This is a genomic window from Fulvimonas sp. R45 (assembly GCF_030504985.1).
Classification (GTDB): domain Bacteria; phylum Pseudomonadota; class Gammaproteobacteria; order Xanthomonadales; family Rhodanobacteraceae; genus Rhodanobacter_A.
The window spans coordinates 212,269-233,284 of the sequence record NZ_JASERU010000005.1 but is presented as its reverse complement, the minus strand read 5'-3'; the positions used below and the strand labels follow the sequence as shown (position 1 = coordinate 233,284).

The following is a 21,016-nucleotide window of genomic DNA, read 5'->3' as shown; positions in this document are numbered from 1 at the left end:
ACCACGCTCGCTCAGGCCGCACGGTTACTGGATGACCAGACCTTCGTCTGTTGATAAGGCGCCTCCGGCCTGCGCCGGGATGACGGGCCAGAGCGAGGTGCCGGTACATATCACAGGCGGCCACGGGTGTTTGAAATTATTCCGGATAGTAGCGAGCGCAGGCCGGGATCCAGCAGCGGAAGCAACGGATTTTCGCGACAACCTTGCACCAACGTCACTGGATCCCGGCCTGCGCCGGGATGACGGGCCAAAGATCCACGGCACGCGGTCTGCGCTGGGATGACGAGCCATGGCTCCACGGCACGCGGCCAGCGCCGGGTTGACGGACCATGGCTCCATGACAGGCAGCCCGTGCCAGAACGACGAGGCGCAGCTCCGTGGCAAGGCTGCGCGGAGATAACGAGCCGAAGCGATGTCGGCGGGAGCTTTCGTCCGGATGACGGGCGCGGATGCGCGGGGGCGGGCGCCTCATGCGGTGCCCGGGGATCGCCGACGGCCCCTCAGGGCATGGCGAACAGGTCGCCGCGCGCGATGCGGTCTTCCATTGCGAGCAGGAAGCGCTTGGTCGGCAGGCCGCCGCCGAAACCGGTGAGGCTGCCGTCGCTGCCGATCACGCGGTGGCAGGGCAGCACGATGGGTAGCGGGTTGCGGCCGTTCGCGGCGCCCACCGCGCGCACCGCCTGCGGCTGGCCGATGCGGCGGGCCATCTCGGCGTAGCTGATCGTGCTGCCGTAGGGAATCCTGGCCAGCGCCCGCCACACGGCGAGCTGGAACGGCGTGCCGAGCGGATGCAACGGCAGGTCGAACACCTGTCGCGTGCCGGCGAAGTATTCCCCGAGCTGGATGCGGGCGAAGGCGAGTTTCGCCGCGTCGCGGATCCAGTGCGACGCCGGCTTCCTCTGATGCCGGCCGGTCTCGAACCACACCTCGCGCAGGCCCTGTCCGTCGGCCACCAGGCGCAGGCGGCCGATCGGCGTGGGCAGCTCGTCGTACCAGACGGCTTCGTGGGCGTGGGTCATGCGGCGGCTCCCCGGGTTCGCTTCGGTGGGGCGCGCGCCATGGGCGCCGCGTCGGCCATGCCGCGCCACAGGTGGATCACCGCGTAGGCGCGCCACGGCCGCCAGGCCTCGGCCATCGCGGCGAGCGCCCTGGTGGGCAGCGTTCCGCCGTCGGCGGCGGCCGCGCGGCGCAGGATCAGGTCGGCGGCGGGGAACGCGTCGGGATGGCTCAGCGCGCGCATCGCCATGTAGTGCGCGGTCCATTCGCCGATGCCGGGCAGCGCGACCCAGCGCGCCACGAAGTCGTCCAGCGACTGCTCGGCGCGGAAATCCACGCGGCCGTCCAGCAGCGCGCGCGCCATGCCGCGGATCGTTTCCGCGCGCGCGCCGGTCACGCCGAGCTCGCGCAGGTCCGCATCCGCCAGCGTTTCCGGCGTGGGGAACAGCCGGTCCAGCCCCGGCAGCGGGGCTGTCGCGAGCGCCACGCCGTGGCGCTGCACGAGGCGCGTGGCCAGCGTGCGCGCCGCGGCCACGCTCACCTGCTGGCCGAGGATCGCGCGCACCGCGATCTCGAAACCGTCCCAGCTGCCCGGCAGGCGCAGGCCCGGGCGCTTGCGCAGCAGCGGGCGCAGCGTGGCCTCGCCGCGCAGCGCGTCTGCGATCGCGCGCGGATCCGCGTCCAGGTCGAACAGGCGGCGCACGCGCGCCACCACGCCCAGCATCTGCGCCGGTTGCGGGCAATGCAGCTCCAGCTTCAGCGCATGCTCGCCGCGCGGCCAGGCGGAAACGCGCAGCCAGCCCGGCGCGTCGGCGGGGCCGAACATGCGTGCGTAAGAGGTTTCGTCCACCTGCTCGATGCCGGGCAAGGCGCGGCCGCGCAGGAAGCCGAGCAGCGACGCGAAATCGAACGGCGGGCGGTACGCCAGCCGCAGCACCAGCGCACCGTCCGTCGTCGCCGCGCGTGGCTGGCGGCGCAGTTCGCGCGGCGCGATGCGGTTCGCCTGCGCGAACGCGGCGTTGAAGCGGCGCAGGCTGCGGAAGCCGGACGCGAGCGCGACTTCCGTCACCGGCAGGTTCGTCTCCGTCAGCAGCTGCTTCGCGAACAGCAGGCGGCGCGTGGTGTGCACGCTGAGCGGCGATGCGCCGAGCCGTTCCGTGAACAACCGGCGCAACTGCCGCGCACCCAGGCCGACGCGCGTGGCGAGCTGTTCCAGCGAGCCGTCCTCCAGCGCGCCGTGCTCGATCAGCTTCAGCGCGCGCGCCACCACGTGGTCGCCGCGCTGCCACACGTCGTTGCCCGGCGACAGTTCCGGCCGGCAGCGCAGGCAGGGCCGGAAACCCGCCGCCTCCGCCGCCGCCGCGCTCGCGTAATAGCGCACGTTTTCGCGCTTCGGCGACGGTGCGGGACACACCGGTCGGCAATAGATGCCGGTGCTGCTGACGGCGGTGAAGAACAGCCCGTCGAAGCGGGCGTCGCGGCTGAGCCGCGCCTGTTCGCAGCTGCGCGGATCGGGCAGGTGGCTGGCATGGGGATCGTTCATGCATGCAGGCTAGCACCGGAACGGCGGCGCGACTCGCCGTTTTCGGACATCAATGGCACCGGCCTTTCGCGCCGCGGCGATGGTCCGCCGCATTGACAAGCGGCGGCGGGCTGCCGAACGATCCGGGCGGCGACCCGTTCGTTTCCCGAGGAGGCACGCATGACACACGCAGTTCGCAATACCCATGCGCGGTTCGCCGTCGTGCTGGCGGCGCTGCTGTCGGGGTGCCTGCTGTTCCCGGCCTGCGCCGCTCCCGCGAAACCCGTGGCGCAGAAGTGGGTCGCCACCTGGGGGCAGGCGATGACGTCGCGGTTCAAGCAGGTCACCGGCAGCGACGGCAAGCCGGTGCCGGACGCCTACGGACAGCCGCTCGTGCGCGCGCCCACCGTCGATCACCTGACCCTGCGCCAGAGCGTGAACGCGAGCGCCGGCGGCGGGCGCGTGCGCATCCGGCTGTCGAACTATTACGGCCGTGTGCCGCTCACCGTGAGCGCCGCGCGCATCGCGCTCGGCGCCGGCGATGCCGGCGACCTGTCCGCGATCGATCCCCGCAGCGACCGGCCGCTGAGCTTCGACGGCGGAAAGCCCGCGGTCACGATCGCGCCCGGCAGCGAGGCGGTCAGCGATCCGGTCGCGCTGCGCGTGCCGGCGCTGTCGAACGTGGTCGTCAGCCTGTATTTCGACGAGCCGGCCCAGCTCGCCGATGTCCATCCGATGGAGCAGGCGCACACCACGTACGCGGTCGACGGCGACGCCACGCGGCAACCGTCGCTGGCGCAACGCCCCGTCGCGAAAACATTGCCCCGCACGGATGGCGACCACGTCTATCTGCTTGCTGGCGTCGAGGTCGAGGCGCCGGCGGACACGCGCGGCATCGTCGCGTTCGGCGACTCGATCACCGACGGCGCGCTCGCCAGCGCACCCGGCACGACCTGGCCCGCGGTGCTGGCCGGCCTCGCCCAGCGTCACGGCGACGCGGCGGCGGTCGTGAACGCCGGCATCAGCGCCGACGAGCTGAGCACCGACCAGATCGGCGCGCCCGGCGCCGGCGCTTCGGGCCTGAAGCGCTTCCTGCGCGACGTGGTCGACCGCCCCGGCGTCACCGACGTGGTCGTGCTGTTCGGCGCGAACGACATCAACCGTGGCATCGATGCCGCCGGCTATCCGAACGGCGCATCGGCCGGCGACCTGATCGCATCCATGCGCATGCTGGCCGACGTCGCCCACCGGCACCACCTGCGCATCTACGCCGGCACGGTCACGCCGTTCGCCGGGGTGGAGGACTGGTACAGCCCGCAGCGGGAAGCGGTACGGTTGCAGTTCAACGAATGGATACGTCACTCAGGCACGTTCGATGGCGTGGTCGATTTCGCCAGCGCCGTGGCGGGCGCGTACACGCCGCCGCCGCGGGTCGCGAAGCAGTCGCCGCTGCCGGTCGGCATGGCGACCGTCTGCGCGGGCGACGCGGGCCTGCATCCGAACGACCGCGGCTACGCCGTGATGGGCACGCTGGCCTACGACGTGCTGTTCCACGCGAAGCTGCAGCCGCCGCAGGGCTGCCACTGAGATTCCGCTACCGCGGCCGCGTCACGACTTGCGCGTTCCGCCGAGCATGCTCGCCAGCACCCCGTCGCGCCGGATCAGCCCGTGGTACAGCGCCGCGCCCAGGTGCGCGAGGAAGGTGAGGAACAGCAGCATCGCCAGCCAGCCGTGCAGGTGGCGCAGGATCGCGAACGCGGTCGCGCTGGCCGGGACGATCGGCGGCAGACGCAGCGATTCGCTCAGCATCACTGGGTAGCCTCCGGCCGACAGCATCGCCCAGCCGACCAGCGGCATCGCGATCATCAGCGCGTACAGCAGCCAGTGCGACGCGTGCGCGGCAAGCTTCTGCGGCGCCGGCAGGTCCGCCGGCAGCGGCGGCGGCGGATGCCGCAGGCGCACGGCGAGGCGCACCACGGCCAGCAGCAGGATCGCGATGCCGAGCGGCTTGTGGATGCGCAGCAGCCACGCGTGGCGTTCGGATACCGACGCCACCATGCCGACGCCGATGAACAGCATCGCCAGGATCAGCGCGGCCATCAGCCAGTGCAGGATGCGGGCGGGCAGGGCGAACATGCCGGGGGTGGTCTTCATCGGCGTGCCTCCGGTTGCGTGTTCGCGGATGGGCGGGCAGCACCCGGCAGGTGCGCTTCCTCGCTAGTGCGGCGCAGGTAGGAATCGGCATAGGCGGCCGAGCGCGCGGGCAGCAGCGGATCGTCGGAGATGGCGATGCCGTCCGGCAGCACCGTCGGGTCGTAGTTGATGTCGCGGCAGGGGCCGCTGTCCTGCGCTTCGGTGGCCTGCAGCACCAGAGTGCCGGCGTCGATCGTCGTGCGGTCGGCGGGCCAGGCCCTGGTGGCGTCGTCGGTGGGGTCGCCGGGGTTGGCCAGGGTCACCCGCAATGTCCAGCGTAGCGGCCCCTGTGCCAGGCGCCGGCGCAGGTCGGCGTCCAGGTAATCCGGGTTGTCCGGGGGCGTCGCGCCGTCGGCGGCCGCCTGCGCGACCATCTGCCAGCGCACCGCGTGCCGGGTGCCGTCGGAATCGACGAATTCGAATGCGTTCAAACCCCAGTAGCTGTCGGTGGCGAAGCTGGCCGAGGGTTTCGCGGTCCTGGCCCAGGCGCGGAACGCCGCCGTTTCCGGGTGCGCCGCGAAGAACGCCGCCAGCTTCGCCGGGTCGGGCTTGCCGGTGGCCGGGTCGGGCTGACCCGCCTGCAGCTGCGCGTAGAACGCCTGTGGTGTGGCGACCGGGAACACCGGCATGCTGTTCATGCCGGTGCGCCATTGCTGCCCGTCCGCCTGGGTGAAGCGCAGCGCCATGCTGCGGATCGGCACGCTGCTGTCCGGTGCATACGGGTTGCCGCCGGGGATCGCGAAGCGGCCGACCACCGGCGTGCGCTGCCCCGGCGTGAACACCTGCGCCACCGAATACGCCGCGGCCTGGCCGCTGCTCTGGAAATAGCCGCTGACGCACACGCCCTTGGCATGGTTGCGCCGGTAGCCGGGATGCACGCCGGCGTTGGCCTGGAACTGGTCGATCAGCCGCTTCGGCGTGAGCCGGTGCGGCGCCAGCCAGCCGCCGGCGTAGCCGAAGGCGAGCGCGAAGGCGGCAGGCACGGCGACGACGGGCGCCCAGCGGAGCCAGCGGCCATGGCGATATTTTCGGGATGATACGGGTTGCGTCACGTCGCCTCCTCACGATGTCGATGGAGGGCTTTTCGCGCCAACACGGTGCGCGGTTACATCGCATCATGCAGCGCTTGGAACCGAATGCGATGCCGGTTTCTCCTTGCGTACGCTGGCGCGGAACACGGCCGCTGCGCGCCGGCGCGGGCATGTTGCGGCGCATGGTCGATGCCTGAGGTCGTGCCCTCGGTCGGGCCGTATACTCACGGTCTGTCCTGTCGGAGATCGCCATGAACGCCCCCACCCGCATCGACACCACCCGCACCATCCGCGCGCCGCGCGGCACCGAGCTGAGCTGCAAGAGCTGGCTCACCGAGGCGCCGTTCCGCATGATCCAGAACAACCTCGATCCCGAGGTGGCGGAGAACCCGGCGGAGCTGGTGGTGTACGGCGGCATCGGCCGCGCCGCGCGCAACTGGGAATGCTTCGACGCGATCCTGCGCAGCCTGCGCAAGCTGGGCGACGACGAGACGCTGCTGGTGCAGTCCGGCAAGCCGGTGGGCGTGTTCCCCACGCACAGGGACGCGCCGCGCGTGCTGATCGCCAACTCCAACCTGGTGCCGGCCTGGGCGAACTGGGAGCACTTCAACGAGTTGGATAAAAAGGGCCTGATGATGTACGGCCAGATGACGGCCGGCTCGTGGATCTACATCGGCTCGCAGGGCATCGTGCAGGGCACCTACGAAACCTTCGTGGAGATGGGCCGGCAGAGCTACGGCGGTTCGCTGAAAGGGCGTTGGATACTCACCGCGGGCCTCGGCGGCATGGGCGGCGCGCAGCCGCTGGCAGCCAGCCTCGCCGGCGCGTGCAGCCTCAACATCGAGTGCCAGCAGAGCCGCATCGACTTCCGCCTGAAGACCCGCTACGTGGACGAGCAGGCCACGGACCTCGACGATGCGCTGGCGCGCATCGCCAAGTACACCGCCGCCGGCGAAGCGAAATCCATCGCGCTGCTCGGCAACGCCGCCGACGTGCTGCCCGAACTCGTGCGCCGTGGCGTCAAGCCCGACGCCGTCACCGACCAGACCAGCGCGCACGACCCGGTCAACGGCTACCTGCCGCAGGGCTGGACGTTGGAGCAGTGGGCCGAGCGCCGCAAGAGCGACCCGGCCGGCACCACCAAGGCCGCCAAGCAATCGATGAAGAAGCACGTGGAAGCGATGCTGGCGTTCCACGCACAGGGCATCCCCACCTTCGACTACGGCAACAACATCCGCCAGATGGCGAAGGACGAAGGCTGCGACAACGCGTTCGCGTTCCCCGGCTTCGTGCCCGCCTACGTGCGTCCGCTGTTCTGCCGCGGCGTGGGCCCGTTCCGCTGGGTGGCGCTGTCCGGCGACCCGGAGGACATCTACAAGACCGACCAGAAGGTGAAGGAGCTGATCCCCGACGACCCGCACCTGCACCACTGGCTGGACATGGCGAAGGAGCGCATCAGCTTCCAGGGCCTGCCAGCGCGCATCTGCTGGGTGGGCCTGGGCCAGCGGCACAAGCTCGGCCTCGCCTTCAACGAAATGGTACGCAAGGGCGAGCTGAAGGCACCGGTGGTGATCGGCCGCGACCACCTCGACTCTGGCTCCGTCGCGTCACCGAACCGCGAAACCGAGGCGATGAAGGACGGCAGCGACGCCGTGTCCGACTGGCCGTTGCTCAACGCGCTGCTCAACACTGCCGGCGGCGCCACCTGGGTGAGCTTCCACCACGGCGGCGGCGTGGGCATGGGCTACAGCCAGCACGCCGGCGTGGTGATCGTGTGCGACGGCAGCGCCGAGGCGGACAAGCGCATTGCGCGGGTGTTGTGGAACGATCCGGGTACCGGCGTGATGCGGCATGCGGATGCGGGGTACGAGATTGCTGTTGAGTGCGCGAAGGAGCAGGGGTTGAAGTTGCCGATGGTTTGATGACCCGCAAGGCGCTGCCGCACGTGCTGCGGCAGCGCCGAAGACAGTGCGCAAGGTGCTCGCGATTTGACGGGCAGCCGTCCCGATTTTCCGCGGCGGCCCGGCCTCGAGCCATGCCGCCGTGCCGTTGCAAGAGTGGGATGTAAATGCTAAAGTTTTACAACAGTAAAACTTGAGGGAAACACCATGTCCTGTGCCGCAACCCTGCGCCAATCGGGTGGTTCTATCATCCTGTCCATTCCCAAGAGCATTGCCCAGACCATGGCGGTCGAAGCCGGGTCGGTCGTCGAGCTGGCGGTTGAGGGCCGCAAGTTGTCGGTGACACCGGCTCGCCGCAGTCTGGCGGATCGATTGGCACAAAGCCCCAAATCCCCGGCCGCATGGCATCGCGACCAAGCTTCGCTTGAAGATGCACCTGCCGGGCGCGAGCTGCTGTGAGCCGCGGTGTGCCCGCGCGCGGCGACATCCTCGAACTCAGCCTCGATCCGACCAAGGGGCATGAAATCCGCGGCACGCGGCCGGTGCTGGTGCTCTCCGCCGACGCCTTCAACAAGGCTTCTGGCTTGCTGCTGGTCGCACCCATCACGCAGGGCGGCAGCGCATCGCGCGAAACCGGCTTCAGCGTCACCCTGATGGGCAGCGGCACGCGCACGCAAGGCGTGGTGCTGTGCGACCAGACCCGCACCATCGACGCCCGCGCGCGCGCGTTCAAACGGGTGGAGAAGGCACCTGCGTCCTTGGTAGAGGAGGCGCTAGACGCGGTGCGGTCAATCCTAGAGTAGATTACTGGGTTGCGCGGTATTCACCGCTGCACTCCGGCCGACGAAGCAACGCGGGGGCATTATGACAACTACTGTTGCTTGTTTGCCCGGCGGGTCGCGCTAGAGTCCGTTGCTTGAGGGGAAACAATGTCGCCATTGGCGCCGGAACGACAGGCAAGGGAGCACATCGATGCACTGATGCAGGCGGCGGCTGGACCATCCAGGGCATGGTTGACTTCAACCGCAATGCGGCCGAAGGTGTGGCTGTGCGCGAGTTCCCCACCAGCGCCGGCCCGTGTGACTACCTGCTGTTCGTCGGTGGTACGCCTGCGGCGTGATCGAAGCCAAGAAGCCGGTGTCATGCTCAGCGGCGTGGCCGAGCAGGCTCACGAGAAATCGCTGCTGATACCGTGGAGAACCTGCAGACGGCGCTGGACGCGTTCCAGTTGGTGGCTGACGAACTGGCGAAGAAAGGGTAAGTCCAAAACGGGGTCAGGTTCACTTATCTGCGTATGTGAAAGTTGGCATGACCCAAAACTAAGTGGATCGGGGCCGCTTCTTTCCAAGCCTGAACCTGCCCCGCCAGAGCGGAGGCCAGGAAGCGATACTTTGATCGCACCCTGGAGGTTCCCATGCAACGCAAAACGGGGTCAGGTTCACTTATCTGCGTATGTGAAAGTTGGCATGACCCAAAACTAAGTGGATCGGGGCCGCTTCTTTCCAAGCCTTTCTAAAGCCAAGGTGGAACCACCCGTGATCAGCCATGGCTCGCGCACGTGTGTGTCGCCGCTTGGAGCTTTGCTTTGCAGAAAGTCAATTTTGATCCCTGTGCTTGGCCGGGCCTGAATAGGAGCGCGCGTGACGTGAGGTTTTATATTTCTATTGGCGGCCTGCTTTTTTTGGCTTTGTTCTCGTTGTCTGCTCGGTCGGCCGATATGGCCATACCAGCTCCACAAGGTCTAAGCGCGTGCGCACCCGATAGCCAGCTATTGGTCACGATGAAACGTGCCGCGTCAGCGTCCGGGACACTTGTCGGGTGCTTTGCCTCCGTTGAGAAGGCATCCGTGCATGGAATGGAAAAGCCCAAGGAGTCAGCGTTTGCCATTACCCTTTCTCAGGGGGCGTCGGGGCCTTTCACTGTGGCTGGCGTCGACCAACTCTATGCTGCGACAGAACGGCAATGGAAAAATGTTGCATCACTATGGAACAAAGATAAAACGGCGTATGAGCAACGCGTTCGCAAGCTGATCCAGGAAGCATCGTCCTCCGCTTCCGGGCGAGCCAGCATGTCGATCGAGCAGCCCGTACTTGTTTCCATACGGCGCATTTCTCCGGGCTCGTACATGGTTGTTTCCATAAGGCGCCGCAAGATTTCCAAGGATGGCACCGTTTTCTCTTTCGACACCGTGGATGGCGATGCAATCATTCTGAGCGATGGAAAGCTTACGCGCTTGACTATCCAGCGCCAGTTGCGGGGGCAAGGTGATGTGGATGCAGTAAAGATTGGAATTTCAGATTGGCTGCAAAAGACCAGCAAGGCGTTGCTGGCGAATTGAGAAGCAGGCAGGCGGATGGATGGGTTCCGATTGAATCATGTTGGCTGGACGCATCCCGTTTCCTTCGTTTTCTTTTATCCTTGCCGAAGGCTGCTCGAGGTCATCACATGGAGCATTGGACGCGTCTTGCGAACTCGAATGTGGCGTTTTGCGCGGCGGTCCTGGTCTTCGCGCTCGGTGTGATCGTCTGGCTCGCATGGGCCCGTTTCTTTCCGGAAAGCGGTGCCCTGAAGAAGCTGTCGCATTTCGTGATGGCGCTTGCGGGCCTGATATTTTTCGTCGGTGGCTATGCCTACGTCGTTGCCAGGGGTCTGGATGGCGTGGCGTGCGCGGTGGGACGACATTCCCGGCACGTGGTCTGCTTCACCCGTGACGAAAGCCCGGTAGCGTTCTGGGTGCTGGTCTCGGTGCTCACGGGGCTCAGTGGTGTTCTCCTGCTTGTGGCTGTGGCGTGCATGATGCTCGCCCTTTCGCCTGCGGAACGCTGTGGCACCGCGCGCGGAAACGCGTGGCGCTCGACCGATCGTGTCGGCGATGAAAGGCCGGCACCTCGGGGCGCGGTTCGGTGGCCGGTTTTCCAGGCTCTGGGCGGGGCGGCCGTGATGCTGCCGCTGGCGTGGATCGCCGTTTCGTTTCACCGGGCCGATGGGGCGCGCAAGCAGGTGGCTGAGGCCTTGTCATCCGTTGCCGGGGAAAAAGCCGCGGTCGAAACCTATCTGCGCGACAACGGTGTCCTGCCTGAAGACAACGAGGCCCTGGGCCTGCCACCACCGGTCCATCTGGCCGGCCTGCACACGAGTGAAATCGAGGTCGCCAAGGGAAGCATCATCCTGAAGTTCGATGGCGCATCCGTCGACGAGCACCTCCGCGGTCGTCACGTGATGTCGATTGCAGTGCGTGGCGACAAGGCCGTGGCATGGCATTGTGCGAGTCCGGACATCGACGACAAATACCTTCCCCGCCCTTGCCGGATTCCATCTTGGGCCGAATCGACATTCGGCCAATGACAAACGCTGCCCCGGATGTCGAAACGGTGGATGGCCTGGTCACCGTCGAACGGTCACGATGACAACCGCTCGACCGCCTGCGCCGGCGTGAGGATGGCGAGGCCGCGCAGCGGTGCGAGCACGTGCAGGTCGGCGTCGCCGGTGACCAGCGCATCGGCTTTCGCGGCGAGCGCCAGTTGCAGGAACGGCAGGTCGTGCGGGTCGCGGCACGGCGGCGTGCGGGGCGGCGACTCGGGGATGCGGAAGGCCTCCGTCCACGGCAGGTAGTCGGCGAGGAGGTCGTGCTGTTCGTCGGGTGTCAGCTTGAACCTGGGATAGGCGAGCACGCGGATCAGCTCGGCGGCCGTGGCACGGCTGACCAGCGGCACGCACAGGGCCGCCTGCCAGGCGAGGCGCAGCCGGCCGCTGACGCCGCCGGGACGGATCAGCGCCGACAGCACGACGTTGGTGTCGAGTACCCAGCGCGGCGTGCCGCGTGCGGGCGGGCTCACGGCTTGCGCCGCGGCGCGGACTTGCCTGGGTGCGGCGGTTTCGTGTCGTAACGGGCCCGCGGCTCCGCGACACGCGCGGCGCGGCGCGTCGGGCCGGCCTGGCGTGCCCAGGCGACCGCCGCGGCGAGATCCTCGTCGCCAAGCTCCAGCGCGGCGAGCTTGGCGCGCACGGCATCGGCACGCTGGATGCGCACGGGCGTCAGCACCAGTTGCCCGGCGCGCGCCTCCACCTCGAAATACTCGGCGTTGCCGGCGGCCTCGACCGCAGCCTTGGGCAGCGTCAGCTGGTTCTTGCTGGTGAGCTTGGCGAGCATGAGGCGAGGCCTGATGTAAGGATGCCTTACTCTAGGTCGCGTTGCCGTCGACTGCAAGCTTGTCGCCGGATTCGCTCGATGCCCGCTCGACGTGCGGCATCAAAGATGCTTTCGCGGGCGGATGTTCTGTTTCGCCCATGCTGCGTGACTGCCGGCCGATGAATCCATCGCGATGGCGGCGCTATCCCGTGTTGTGATCGCGCCGCCCTGCCGTTTTCAGGAAAGAAACTTCACCAGCAACTGCCGCTTGGATTCGGGCAGCTTGCGGAACACGTCGAGCAGGTGGCCTTCGTTGTCGGTCAGGCGGCGGTAGGTGGCGCCCGCTTCGCCGACGCCCGGGGCCATGGCACCTCGCCCGGTGGCGAGCCATTCGAGGCTGACGTCGAAGTCCTTGGCCAGTTCGATGATGCGGGGAAGCTCGGGCAGGGCGAGGCCGGTGAGCCATTTGCGCGCGGTTTCCCGCGATACCGCGTAGCGCTGGGCCAGCGCGCCTGTCCTGCTGCGTCCCTGCTCGAAACCGGACCGGTCCAGCGCCTTTCGCAGGCGTTCCGCGAAGTGCTCGTAGGGTGCGGCCATCCAGACTCCTGTTGTCGCGTCGTCCCGTGTGCCTGCGTGTGGTGTGCCCGGCACGTGCGGCCCATTGTTGCGCACGCGCGCTTGCGTGCTGGCCATTTATGGTTGTTGACATTGCCACGTTCAAGTTGCATTGTTGCCATGGAAAGCGGGGGACAGGAGCCCTTGCCGAGGGCGGGGCTTGTACACGGCACTTCATGGAACGAGGAGGCGAATATGTCGATGATCGAATCGGAAGACCCGGATGCGATGGGCTATTTCCTGCCGGAGGAAAGCCAGTTCCGGCTGAAGAGGGTGCGCGAGTATGTCGAGTTCCTGTCGCATCTGGCGCAGCCGCGGACGCCGGATGCGAGTCTGGAGGGGCTCCCCGAGATCAACATGGGCGAAGTGGCGATCTGCCTGGAGCTGCTGGCGGAGCAGCTGGGGATGGTGCTGGACGACATGTCGTGGCCGGCGCAGCGGCAAGAGGAGGCTGCGTCCACGGCGGACGGGGAACCCGGCAACGCGGGGCCGGTGCCTGGCGGTGCGGGTGGCCGCTATGTGTTCGGCGTCACCCTGGACCAGGTCGACCGGCTGGACCAGCTGATCGGAATGATCACGGCGCACGGCGACGTGGTGACGGCCAGCGACGACGCCGAGCTGACGAGCCAGACGCTGCCCATGCTGGGGCATGCCATCTTCAACGACGCGCGGGCCATGTTCGCGATCGTCCGCGAGGTGACGTCGCAGCGGCTCGGGCCGGCGCGCGGCCCGCACGCCAGGGTGGGCGAGGAGCGGGCCACCTACCTGCCACACGATGCCCCGCCGGCATGCCTGCCCGACACCGCATCGTCGCGTGGTCGCCGCCTGCATGCAGGCGGAACGGTGATGCCTTTCCCCGTCCCCGGTCCGGCCGTCGGCAAGGGGCTTCCGCCATGGGCCGCGGCCCGGGCGGGCCAGGTACCGCGGCCACGCGCCATTCCAGCGGGACCTTGAGCGCCGGCCGGCCGCGACGCCGGCGTCCGGTGCGTTGATGCATGGCCCCGGTTGCCTGCAGGCAGCCGGGGCCATGTCGCGTCCAGCCATTCCGTGTCGCCGGTTACACCGCGGGTCGGCGCTTCTCCATGCCCCCATGGCGCTCGGCACGCGATAACCCTCGCGCGAGATGGGGCTGCCCGGGGATGTCGATCCCGGCAAGCCCCGCTCGTCGTTTGGATGAGCAGTCGGGAGGGGCACGTCGCGGCCGAGGTGGCGCACGCGCACCGGAATCACGAACCGAACAGCGCAGCGGCTCCACGGGCGGGTACGACCATGCATATGACGCTATCCCCAGGCCTGTCTGGCAACGACGACGGTGGCGCTGTCCGGGCCGCGCGGAGAACGGCGGGAGCGAAGTCCATCGGCGGGCTTGCCGCCAGGCGGACGGCATGCGTGGCCCTGGCCCTGTCCGCCTTCGCCAGCGCCGTTGCGGGTGCGGCCGAGGCCTATCCGCGCATGGCCCCCGTCGATGCCTACCTGATGGACCGTGCCCGGGAGATCGCCCTGGCCAGGAGCGCCGCGCCCGGTTCCGTTTCCAGGGATGCGACCGTCCTGGTCCTGACCCGCACCGGCTATGAAACCGCCGTCACCGGCACCAACGGGTTCGTCTGCTGGGTCGCGCGGAGTTTCAGCGGCGCCCCCGACTGGCCCGAGCGGTGGAACCCGAAGATCCGTGCCGCTGGCTGCGACAATCCGCAGGCCGCGCGCAGCGTCACCCCGATCGCCAGGCTCCGCACCGCGATGACGCTTGCCGGCCGCACCGACGCCGAGATCGCCCGGCGCATCGGAGCCGCCCTGCGCAGCGGGGAAATCCCGCCGCTGGAGCCGGGCGCCATGTGCTACATGATGTCGAAAGCTTCCTACCTGTCGGACGATGGCGGCCACGACATGGCGCACGTCATGTTCTACGTCCCCTTCAGGGACGGTGCCGATTGGGGCGCCAACGTGCCCGGCTCGCCCGTCTTCGGCGGCAACTACTGGTTCTATGCGGCGGACCACCAGGCCGAGGCCGCCAGGCTGCCACCGCTGTCGGTGCTGCTGGTCGGCGTCGCCACCTGGTCCGACGGCACACCCGCCGCGGCGCATCCGATGTAGGCGCCTCGGCCAGGGCCAGAGTGCGGTTCCAGGTCGACTCTGGCTCCGGCCGGGCGCGGCCTTGCATCATCGACCGAGGCTAGGGCACCAGCACCCAGCTCACCTGGTGGATGTCCGGCACCGGCGGCAGCCCTGGTCCCGTCGCGGGGTGGCCGTATTCGTAGGTGACGGTGTCCTGCATGGTGAAGGAGTGCATCGGCTTGGCCTGGCAGATCACGTCCCTGGCCGGCATGGCGCCGAAGTTCAGGTAGGCGAACTCGGCGTTGGCAGTGCAGGCGTTGTCATCGAACATGGCGGCGTGGGTGGCGGCGTTGTCGACCAGCACCATGCGCGCGGCGGGGCTGTTCTCGCGCCGGTCCTTGAGCGCCCCCGAGTAGGGCGTGGACGGATCGAACTCGTTCTGCACCATCAGGGCATGCACCTTGGTGCGCGACTCCAGCTTGCGGTCGAGCGCCGGCCGCCACGGCCAGTGCTGGCACTTGTCCACCAGGGTGGAGGCGCCGATGGCCCAATACCTGCGCACGTCCTTGATCTTCTGCGCGATGCTGCGCGGGTCGGTGGAGCCGGAGTCGTTGCATTGGAGGACGTCGGCCATGGGGTTGAAGCTCGACTGGGTGCGCAGGTCGGCGTAGGTCATCGCGGCCATCTGTTCGGCGTTGGCGATGTCGGCCGGGTTCCCGTCCAGCGCGGTGGACATCGCACTCAGCGACGGCGATACGAGCAGGTCCCAGAAGACCCACATGCCGGTGCCGTCCAGCGCACCCAGCGCCTGGTCCGGCGTCACGCTGCCCATGCGGTGCTGGGACGTGGCCTCGTAGATCCGCTGGAAGGTGGTCATGACTTGCGCGGGGGTAGTGCCCATATGGAAGCGGTCGTCATGCCGGGCGATGAACGGGATGAACGCCTGCTGCAGGTTGAGCTGGTCCATCGCCATCCGCCGCAACGCCTGCCGCTGCCAGTCCAGGTGCACCCAGTCCATGTTGCTGTCGAGCGCCACGCGTTCGAACCGGTCAGGGAACATGCGGCTGGCGTAGGCCATGAGGCTGGTGCCGCTGGACACGCCCAGCAGGTCGGCGTGCGGGAAGCCCAGCACGGCGCGCACCAGGTTCAGGTCGCGCGCGTGGTTGGGCGTGTTGATGTTCCTGAGGAAGGTCGCGTGCTGCCGCAGGCAGGCGTCGATCGAGCGGTTCCACCAGTCCTGCTGCGCCTGCACGCTTTCGACCGTGGGGTTGCGGCTGTCGCCATCCATGAAGTTCTCGGCGCCGCTGCGTGGCGCGTAGTCGCAGCTGACCTGGGTGCCGAGGCCGTCGCTGACGCCGCGCAGGTCGACGCCGACCACCAGGTGGTCGACCTGGACCTGCGGCTGCAACTGCTCGAGCATCTCCGCCATGGAGGCGCTGGAGTTGTCCGGGCCGCCGGTGTTCACCAGCAGCAGGCGGGCGTGGGGCGGCGGATCGAGCGGCCGGGAGATGCCGATGGTGATGTCGCCCCGGCTTGGGTCGGACCAATCGACAGGCACCGTGACCAGGGCGCACTGGATGGTGCTGCCGTCGGTGAACAGCGAGGGTGGGCAGCCGCCCCAGTCCACGGTTTGCCGGTAGTACCTGGCGTAGGCCGGGTCGGTCGAGTGGTCGTCGACCTGGTGGTTGCCGGCGAGGCCCAGGAGCGGTCCCGCGGCGCCTTGCGCCAGGGCCCCGCCGGTTGCCATGGCCAGGATCAGGGCGAAGGCGGGCGCACTGGGCCGCCGGGGGCGCCGCCCGGTGTCGTTTGGAATGCTCAATGGTGTTCTCCCTTGCTGGGCTGCCCGAAGCGGGCGGTCGCGGCGGCGGGGGCACGTGGGCGTCCTGCCTGCCGTGGCATGATGATTCTTCAGGGTAGGCAGGACGGTAAATGACCGGTCGCGGGCTTTTTCGATGTGACCACTTCGATCCGTCCCCGGGAGACAGGATGGCGGACGGGCGGCAAGACGGTGAACCGATGTATGTCCGGATCGCCGGGTCGATCCGGCGGGATATCGACTCGGGTCGCTTCCAGGCAGGTGCGCGCCTGCCCGGAAGCCGCTCGATGGCGGTCGCCCTGGGGGTCTCCCGCACGGTCGTGCTGATGGCGTACGACCAACTGGAGAGCGAAGGCTACCTGGCGTCCCGGTCCGGCAGTGGCACCTACGTGAGCGCGCGCCCCGCAGGCGCGCCCGCGTACGGGATGCCCGTGGAGGAGCAGGTCGGGATACCGGAAGGTCCACGGTTGTCCCGCCTGGCCCGGCGGGCCGTGCTGCCCACCGGGCCAGCGGCCGACCCGCCCGCCCCCGAAGGGGAGGTGATCGATCTCGCGCAGCCCCGCGTGAAGTCCGACCCGCGCAGCCTGAAGGCCTGGGTGCATCACCTGATGGCGCTGCTGCGCCGCCGCGACGCGCCCGACTTTCCCGAGCTGCAGGGCGCCATCGAGCTGCGCAGGGCCGTGGCCGGTTACCTGGGCGTGGAACGGGCGATCGAGATCGACCCGGATGACATCCTGATCGTCAGCGGGGCCCAGCAGGCGCGCGACCTCATCGCCCGCGTCCTGCTGGACGAGGGCGACGGCGTCGGCGTGGAGGATCCCTGCCACTGGAGCGTTCGTCATACCTACGAGGCGATGGGGGCGCGGGTCGTGCCGTGCCCGGTGGGCCCGCACGGCATGGACATCGACCGAAATGCGGAGGCGCTGGACGGCGTGCGGCTGGTCAGCGTGGCCCCGTCGTTCCAGTTCCCGACCGGCACGGTCATGCCCGAGGAGCGGCGCAGGGCCCTGCTGCAATGGGCCTATGCGCAAGACGCCTGCCTGGTGGAGGACGACTTCGATTGCGAGCACCGCTTCGGCGTGTGCACGACCCCGCCGTTGTGGTCGCTGGACCGCCATGGCCGGGTGATCCACGTGAGCAGCTTCGCGCGTTCGATGTTCCCGGCGCTGCAACTGGGCTACATGCTGGTGCCGCGCCCGTTGCGCGAACGGTTCCTGGCGGTCAAGTGGCTGGCCGACCGCGGCAGCATGTCGATGCAGCAGCACGTGCTCGCCGCGTGCATCGCCAGCGGCCAGTACCTGCGCGACCTGCGGCGCATCGCGCACCGCCTGGCTTCCCGCCACCGGGCCCTGCACGACACGTTGCAGGCGCGCCTCGGCAGCGCCATGGAGGCGAGCGGCTCGGTGGCGGGCGGGTCGCTTTTCGTGCGCCTGCCCCGGCTGCCGTGCAGCGCCACCGGGGTCCTGGTGGCCGAGGCGCTGGCGCGCGGCGTGCGCATTCGTTCCGCCGAGCGCTTCCACCGGACGCCGCCCGACCACGCCACGCTGGTGCTCAGTTATGCGGGGGTGTCCGAGGCGGCCCTCAAGCGGGCCGCGACCCGGCTCGCCGAAGCCTATCTGGCGGTGGCCGATTCCGCTGGCTGGACGGATGGATCGGAATCAGGCGGCGACGTAGTCGCCCATGCGGATGTCCGGGCGGACCGGTAGCGTGAGCTCGCCGGCGATGAGCTGCAGTTCGCCGTCCTGGACCAGGCACTGCAGGCGTATGCTGCGCTCGCACAGGGCGGCCAGTGGCTGCATGTCGGCGTGGTCGATGGCGAGCACGCTGAGGTTGTCGTGGCGCGCGAGCGTGCCGGCAACCTTGCTCCACCAGACGTCGGCGGCGTGGCCGCCGTAGGCCAGCACCACGACATGCCGCGACTGGTTGCAGGCCTTGCGCAGGCGCGTTTCATCGGGCAGGCCGACGTCGATCCACAGCTCGATCTCGCCGGTATAGGCCTTGCGCCACAGCGCCGGTTCGTCGGTGTCGCTGAGCCCCTTGCCGAACTCCAGCCGTTCGTCGGCATACAGCGCGAATGCGAGCAGGCGCGCCATCAGGCGCTCCTCGGTCTCCGACGGATGCCGGGCGAGGGTCAGCGCGTGGGTGGCGTAGTAGTGCCGGTCCATGTCGCTGATCGACAGTTCGGCCTTGTGGATGGTGGCAGTGAGGGCCATGGGGACTCGAGCGCGCATGAAACGGCCATTTTATGCGGCATCGTTTCGGGAGGGGAGATCGACGCGCCCGCGAACGACTGCCCGGCAGGCACAAGGCCGTCGAAGACCACAGGCCTACGCCAGGGGCCACCGTGCGCATGCTGGCCTCGCATACGCCGGGCTCGCCCACCGTCTTCCTGATGTACGCCAGGGGCGAGGACGCCCGGCCGCCGTCCACGGACGCGCCGCTGCGCATCGCGGCGGACCGCATGGCCGTGATGTCTTGTCGCATCGAATTGGAATGTCACCCGCCCATATGTGGCTGAGTCACGGGTGGACGCCGCCAGGCCGCGGGCATGACCTCTGACAGGTACACAAACACCCCCGCGACCTGCAAAGTCGCGCGATTCCCAGCCCGGAACGACCCATGACCCGCCTAGCCGCCTCCCTCCGCGTCGCGCTGCTGTCCGCCACGCTGGCCTTCGCCTCCGCCGGCGCCTTCGCGGCGGATGCCGCGCCCGGGCAGGATTTCCTCGCCTCGCACATCGACCGGTCCGTCGACCCGGGCGTGGATTTCTTCGAGTACGCCAACGGGGCCTGGCTGAAGGCGCATCCGATCCCGGCGTCGGAGGCGTCGTGGGGCATCGGCAACGAGGTGGACGACGAGCTGTACGCGCGCCTGCGCGGCATCAGCGAGTCGGCCGCGAAGCAGCCGGCGGCGCCGGGCAGCGACCCGCAGAAGATCGGCGACTTCTGGGCCACCGCCATGGACGTGGCGAAGGCCGATCGCCTTGGGTTGCATCCGCTGGATGCCGAGCTGGCGCGCATCGACGCGATCACTTCGCCCGCGGGCGTGCTGGACACCGTGTTCGCGTTCAAGCCGATCGGCGTCGGTGCGCTGTTCCGCATCGGCATCGCGCAGGACGACAAGGACAGCGCGACGATGGCGGTGCAGATCCACCAGGGCGGCCTGGGCCTGCCCAACCGCGATTTCTACTTCAACCCGGAAGCGGGCGTGGCGAAGGTCCGCGCCGCGTATGTCGGGCACATGGCGCGCACGTTCGCGCTGCTCGGCCGCGACCCGGCCGCGGCCCGGGCGGCGGCGGCGCGGGTGATGGCCTTCGAGACGGCGCTGGCGAAGGCCTCGCGCAAGCTCGAGGACCTGCGCGACCCGCAGAAGAACTACCACAAGATGTCGCCGGCCGAATTCACTTCGAAGTACACGCCGTCCATCGACTGGAACGCACGGCTGGCGGCCTGGGGCCTCCACCCGTCCTACGTGATCGTCGGCCAGCCGGAGTTCTTCGCCGCCGAGGACCGCCTGCTGCGCGCGACGCCGCTGCCGGTGCTGCAGGACTACCTGCGCTACCACCTGGTCGACGGCTACGCGCCCTTCCTGTCCACCGCGCTGGAGCGGGAACACTTCGACTTCCACGGCCGCGCGATGTCGGGCCAGCAGGAACAGCGCCCGCGCTGGAAGCGGGTGCTGGACGAGGAGAACGACGCCATGGGCATGGTGCTCGGGCGCATCTTCGTCAGGCAGTACTTTCCGGAGGCGTCCAAGCGGCGCTACGAGGCGATGGTCGAGGCGGTGCGCAGCACCTTCCACGACCGCATCGAGCGGCTCGACTGGATGGGCCCCGCGACCAAGGCCAAGGCGCTGGCCAAGCTGGCCGCGGTCACGCCCAAGGTCGGCTATCCGGATAAGTGGAAGGACTATTCGGCGCTGGTGGTGGGGCGCGCGTCCTATGCGGCGAACGTGATGTCGGCGCGCCGCTGGCAGTTCCAGGACAACCTGTCCAAGTTCGGCAAGCCGGTCGACCGCACCGAATGGGACATGACCCCGCAGACCTACAACGCGTACTACAACCCGTCGAACAACGAGATCGTGCTGCCGGCGGCGATCTTCATGGTGCCCGGCGTGCCCGACGACCAGGTGGACGACGCGGTCGCCTACGGCTACGTCGCCGCCAGCACGATCGGCCACGAGATCACCCACGGCTTCGACGACGAGGGCCGCCAGTTCGACGCGCGGGGCAACCTGTCCGACTGGTGGACGCCGCAGGACGCCGCCCGCTTCAACGCCGCGGCGCAGATGATGGTCAGGCAGTTCGACGCGTACGAGCCGCTGCCGGGCCTGCACATCAACGGCAAGGCCAGCCTGGGCGAGAACATCGCCGACTACGGCGGCGTGCTGCTCGGGCTGGAGGCGTTCGAGAAGACGGCGCAGTTCAAGGCGGGCAAGAAGATCGGCGGGTTGACGCCGACGCAACGCTACTTCCTCGGCTACGCCATGGGCTGGATGATGCAGCAGCGCCCGCAGCAGCTGCGCCAGCGGCTGCTGTCCGACGTGCACGCCCCGGCGAAGTGGCGCGTGCTCGGCCCGATGTCGAACATCCCCGCGTTCTACCAGGCGTTCGGCGTGAAGCCCGGGCAGCCCATGTGGCGCGCGCCGCAGGACCGCGTCCGGATCTGGTGACGGGCGCGGCGCAACGCGTGGGTGTCCGCTGCGCGCGCGTTTCTTCCATCAGCCCGGTGGTCGCCCAAGGCGAGGCCGGGCTCGCCGGCG

At 68.8% G+C, this 21,016-nt stretch carries 19 protein-coding genes; 10 read left to right on the top strand and 9 right to left on the bottom strand.

Annotated features, from left to right (window positions below):
* Nucleotides 1-500: 500 nt before the first annotated feature.
* Together QMK61_RS06975 and QMK61_RS06970 are read right to left on the bottom strand one after the other, a co-directional pair.
* Nucleotides 501-1,019 carry a methylated-DNA--[protein]-cysteine S-methyltransferase gene (locus QMK61_RS06975; protein ID WP_302071418.1) on the bottom strand — a complete coding sequence of 173 codons (519 nt, stop codon included), beginning with the start codon at nt 1,017-1,019 and terminating at the stop codon, nt 501-503.
* A complete protein-coding gene (locus QMK61_RS06970; protein ID WP_302071417.1) occupies nt 1,016-2,539 on the bottom strand; it encodes a DNA-3-methyladenine glycosylase 2 in 1,524 nt (507 codons plus the stop codon). Before QMK61_RS06970 ends, QMK61_RS06975 begins: the two co-directional genes overlap by 4 nt.
* 159 nt (nt 2,540-2,698) lie before the next feature.
* On the opposite strand from QMK61_RS06970, the gene QMK61_RS06965 reads away from it, so the two are divergent.
* Nucleotides 2,699-4,105, top strand: a complete 1,407-nt coding sequence (locus QMK61_RS06965; protein ID WP_302071415.1) for a GDSL-type esterase/lipase family protein — start codon at nt 2,699-2,701, stop codon at nt 4,103-4,105.
* 21 nt (nt 4,106-4,126) lie between these two features.
* Here QMK61_RS06965 and QMK61_RS06960 read toward each other — a convergent pair whose 3' ends face one another.
* Both QMK61_RS06960 and QMK61_RS06955 read right to left on the bottom strand, forming a co-directional pair.
* Entirely contained in the window at nt 4,127-4,672 is a 546-nt protein-coding gene (locus tag QMK61_RS06960) for a cytochrome b (protein WP_302071414.1), read from the bottom strand.
* A complete protein-coding gene (locus QMK61_RS06955) occupies nt 4,669-5,763 on the bottom strand; it encodes a catalase family peroxidase (RefSeq protein ID WP_345783620.1) in 1,095 nt (364 codons plus the stop codon). The genes QMK61_RS06960 and QMK61_RS06955 overlap by 4 nt, the downstream gene beginning before the upstream one ends.
* Nucleotides 5,764-5,993: 230 nt before the next feature.
* Here QMK61_RS06955 and hutU point away from each other — a divergent pair, with 230 nt between their 5' ends.
* The 5 genes from hutU to QMK61_RS06930 all read left to right on the top strand — a co-directional run bounded on the left by hutU (nt 5,994) and on the right by QMK61_RS06930 (nt 10,988).
* Nucleotides 5,994-7,664, top strand: coding sequence for a urocanate hydratase (gene hutU, locus QMK61_RS06950; RefSeq protein ID WP_302071412.1), 1,671 nt, complete (start codon nt 5,994-5,996; stop codon nt 7,662-7,664).
* A 186-nt stretch (nt 7,665-7,850) separates the two neighbouring features.
* Nucleotides 7,851-8,102 carry an AbrB/MazE/SpoVT family DNA-binding domain-containing protein gene (locus QMK61_RS06945; protein ID WP_302071411.1) on the top strand — a complete coding sequence of 84 codons (252 nt, stop codon included), beginning with the start codon at nt 7,851-7,853 and terminating at the stop codon, nt 8,100-8,102.
* A complete protein-coding gene (locus QMK61_RS06940; protein WP_302071410.1) occupies nt 8,099-8,446 on the top strand; it encodes a type II toxin-antitoxin system PemK/MazF family toxin in 348 nt (115 codons plus the stop codon). Before QMK61_RS06945 ends, QMK61_RS06940 begins: the two co-directional genes overlap by 4 nt.
* A gap of 1,052 nt (nt 8,447-9,498) precedes the next feature.
* Nucleotides 9,499-9,981: a hypothetical protein gene (locus QMK61_RS06935; protein WP_302071408.1), complete on the top strand. Its 483-nt coding sequence runs from the start codon at nt 9,499-9,501 to the stop codon at nt 9,979-9,981.
* A gap of 107 nt (nt 9,982-10,088) precedes the next feature.
* Nucleotides 10,089-10,988 (top strand): pilin, encoded by a 900-nt coding sequence (locus QMK61_RS06930; RefSeq protein ID WP_302071406.1) that lies wholly within the window; start codon nt 10,089-10,091, stop codon nt 10,986-10,988.
* Between the two features lie 53 nt (nt 10,989-11,041).
* Here QMK61_RS06930 and QMK61_RS06925 read toward each other — a convergent pair whose 3' ends face one another.
* The 3 genes from QMK61_RS06925 to QMK61_RS06915 form a co-directional block, all read right to left on the bottom strand.
* Complete coding sequence (locus QMK61_RS06925; protein WP_302071404.1) at nt 11,042-11,479, bottom strand: putative toxin-antitoxin system toxin component, PIN family; 438 nt, start codon at nt 11,477-11,479, stop codon at nt 11,042-11,044.
* Nucleotides 11,476-11,793: a hypothetical protein gene (locus QMK61_RS06920; RefSeq protein ID WP_302071403.1), complete on the bottom strand. Its 318-nt coding sequence runs from the start codon at nt 11,791-11,793 to the stop codon at nt 11,476-11,478. The genes QMK61_RS06925 and QMK61_RS06920 overlap by 4 nt, the downstream gene beginning before the upstream one ends.
* 216 nt (nt 11,794-12,009) lie before the next feature.
* On the bottom strand, nt 12,010-12,369 hold the full coding sequence (locus QMK61_RS06915; RefSeq protein WP_302071402.1) for a helix-turn-helix domain-containing protein: 360 nt from the start codon (nt 12,367-12,369) through the stop codon (nt 12,010-12,012).
* Nucleotides 12,370-12,582: 213 nt separating this feature from the next.
* On the opposite strand from QMK61_RS06915, the gene QMK61_RS06910 reads away from it, so the two are divergent.
* A complete protein-coding gene (locus tag QMK61_RS06910; RefSeq protein WP_302071401.1) occupies nt 12,583-13,341 on the top strand; it encodes a hypothetical protein in 759 nt (252 codons plus the stop codon).
* A gap of 435 nt (nt 13,342-13,776) precedes the next feature.
* Nucleotides 13,777-14,478, top strand: a complete 702-nt coding sequence (locus QMK61_RS06905; RefSeq protein WP_302071400.1) for a hypothetical protein — start codon at nt 13,777-13,779, stop codon at nt 14,476-14,478.
* A 79-nt stretch (nt 14,479-14,557) separates the two neighbouring features.
* Here QMK61_RS06905 and QMK61_RS06900 read toward each other — a convergent pair whose 3' ends face one another.
* Nucleotides 14,558-16,186 carry an alpha/beta fold hydrolase gene (locus QMK61_RS06900; protein ID WP_302071399.1) on the bottom strand — a complete coding sequence of 543 codons (1,629 nt, stop codon included), beginning with the start codon at nt 16,184-16,186 and terminating at the stop codon, nt 14,558-14,560.
* 269 nt (nt 16,187-16,455) lie between these two features.
* On the opposite strand from QMK61_RS06900, the gene QMK61_RS06895 reads away from it, so the two are divergent.
* On the top strand, nt 16,456-17,961 hold the full coding sequence (locus tag QMK61_RS06895) for a PLP-dependent aminotransferase family protein (protein ID WP_302071397.1): 1,506 nt from the start codon (nt 16,456-16,458) through the stop codon (nt 17,959-17,961).
* Here the strand turns inward: QMK61_RS06895 and QMK61_RS06890 are convergent.
* Entirely contained in the window at nt 17,914-18,468 is a 555-nt protein-coding gene (locus QMK61_RS06890) for a YaeQ family protein (protein WP_302071396.1), read from the bottom strand. The two genes, QMK61_RS06895 and QMK61_RS06890, sit on opposite strands and share 48 nt — an antisense overlap.
* Nucleotides 18,469-18,874: 406 nt before the next feature.
* Between QMK61_RS06890 and QMK61_RS06885 the strand changes: the two genes are divergently transcribed.
* Nucleotides 18,875-20,926: a M13 family metallopeptidase gene (locus QMK61_RS06885; RefSeq protein ID WP_302071394.1), complete on the top strand. Its 2,052-nt coding sequence runs from the start codon at nt 18,875-18,877 to the stop codon at nt 20,924-20,926.
* Nucleotides 20,927-21,016: the final 90 nt, after the last annotated feature.

What these genes read in the sequence shown, in the direction of transcription:
- QMK61_RS06975 (WP_302071418.1), bottom strand. Translation starts at nt 1,019, where the DNA reads ATGACCCACGCCCACGAAGCCGTCTGGTACGACGAGCTGCCCACGCCG.
- QMK61_RS06970 (WP_302071417.1), bottom strand. Translation starts at nt 2,539, where the DNA reads ATGAACGATCCCCATGCCAGCCACCTGCCCGATCCGCGCAGCTGCGAA.
- QMK61_RS06965 (WP_302071415.1), top strand. Translation starts at nt 2,699, where the DNA reads ATGACACACGCAGTTCGCAATACCCATGCGCGGTTCGCCGTCGTGCTG.
- QMK61_RS06960 (WP_302071414.1), bottom strand. Translation starts at nt 4,672, where the DNA reads ATGAAGACCACCCCCGGCATGTTCGCCCTGCCCGCCCGCATCCTGCAC.
- hutU (WP_302071412.1), top strand. Translation starts at nt 5,994, where the DNA reads ATGAACGCCCCCACCCGCATCGACACCACCCGCACCATCCGCGCGCCG.
- QMK61_RS06945 (WP_302071411.1), top strand. Translation starts at nt 7,851, where the DNA reads ATGTCCTGTGCCGCAACCCTGCGCCAATCGGGTGGTTCTATCATCCTG.
- QMK61_RS06935 (WP_302071408.1), top strand. Translation starts at nt 9,499, where the DNA reads ATGGAAAAGCCCAAGGAGTCAGCGTTTGCCATTACCCTTTCTCAGGGG.
- QMK61_RS06930 (WP_302071406.1), top strand. Translation starts at nt 10,089, where the DNA reads ATGGAGCATTGGACGCGTCTTGCGAACTCGAATGTGGCGTTTTGCGCG.
- QMK61_RS06920 (WP_302071403.1), bottom strand. Translation starts at nt 11,793, where the DNA reads ATGCTCGCCAAGCTCACCAGCAAGAACCAGCTGACGCTGCCCAAGGCT.
- QMK61_RS06915 (WP_302071402.1), bottom strand. Translation starts at nt 12,369, where the DNA reads ATGGCCGCACCCTACGAGCACTTCGCGGAACGCCTGCGAAAGGCGCTG.
- QMK61_RS06910 (WP_302071401.1), top strand. Translation starts at nt 12,583, where the DNA reads ATGTCGATGATCGAATCGGAAGACCCGGATGCGATGGGCTATTTCCTG.
- QMK61_RS06900 (WP_302071399.1), bottom strand. Translation starts at nt 16,186, where the DNA reads ATGGCAACCGGCGGGGCCCTGGCGCAAGGCGCCGCGGGACCGCTCCTG.
- QMK61_RS06895 (WP_302071397.1), top strand. Translation starts at nt 16,456, where the DNA reads ATGTATGTCCGGATCGCCGGGTCGATCCGGCGGGATATCGACTCGGGT.
- QMK61_RS06890 (WP_302071396.1), bottom strand. Translation starts at nt 18,468, where the DNA reads ATGGCCCTCACTGCCACCATCCACAAGGCCGAACTGTCGATCAGCGAC.
- QMK61_RS06885 (WP_302071394.1), top strand. Translation starts at nt 18,875, where the DNA reads ATGACCCGCCTAGCCGCCTCCCTCCGCGTCGCGCTGCTGTCCGCCACG.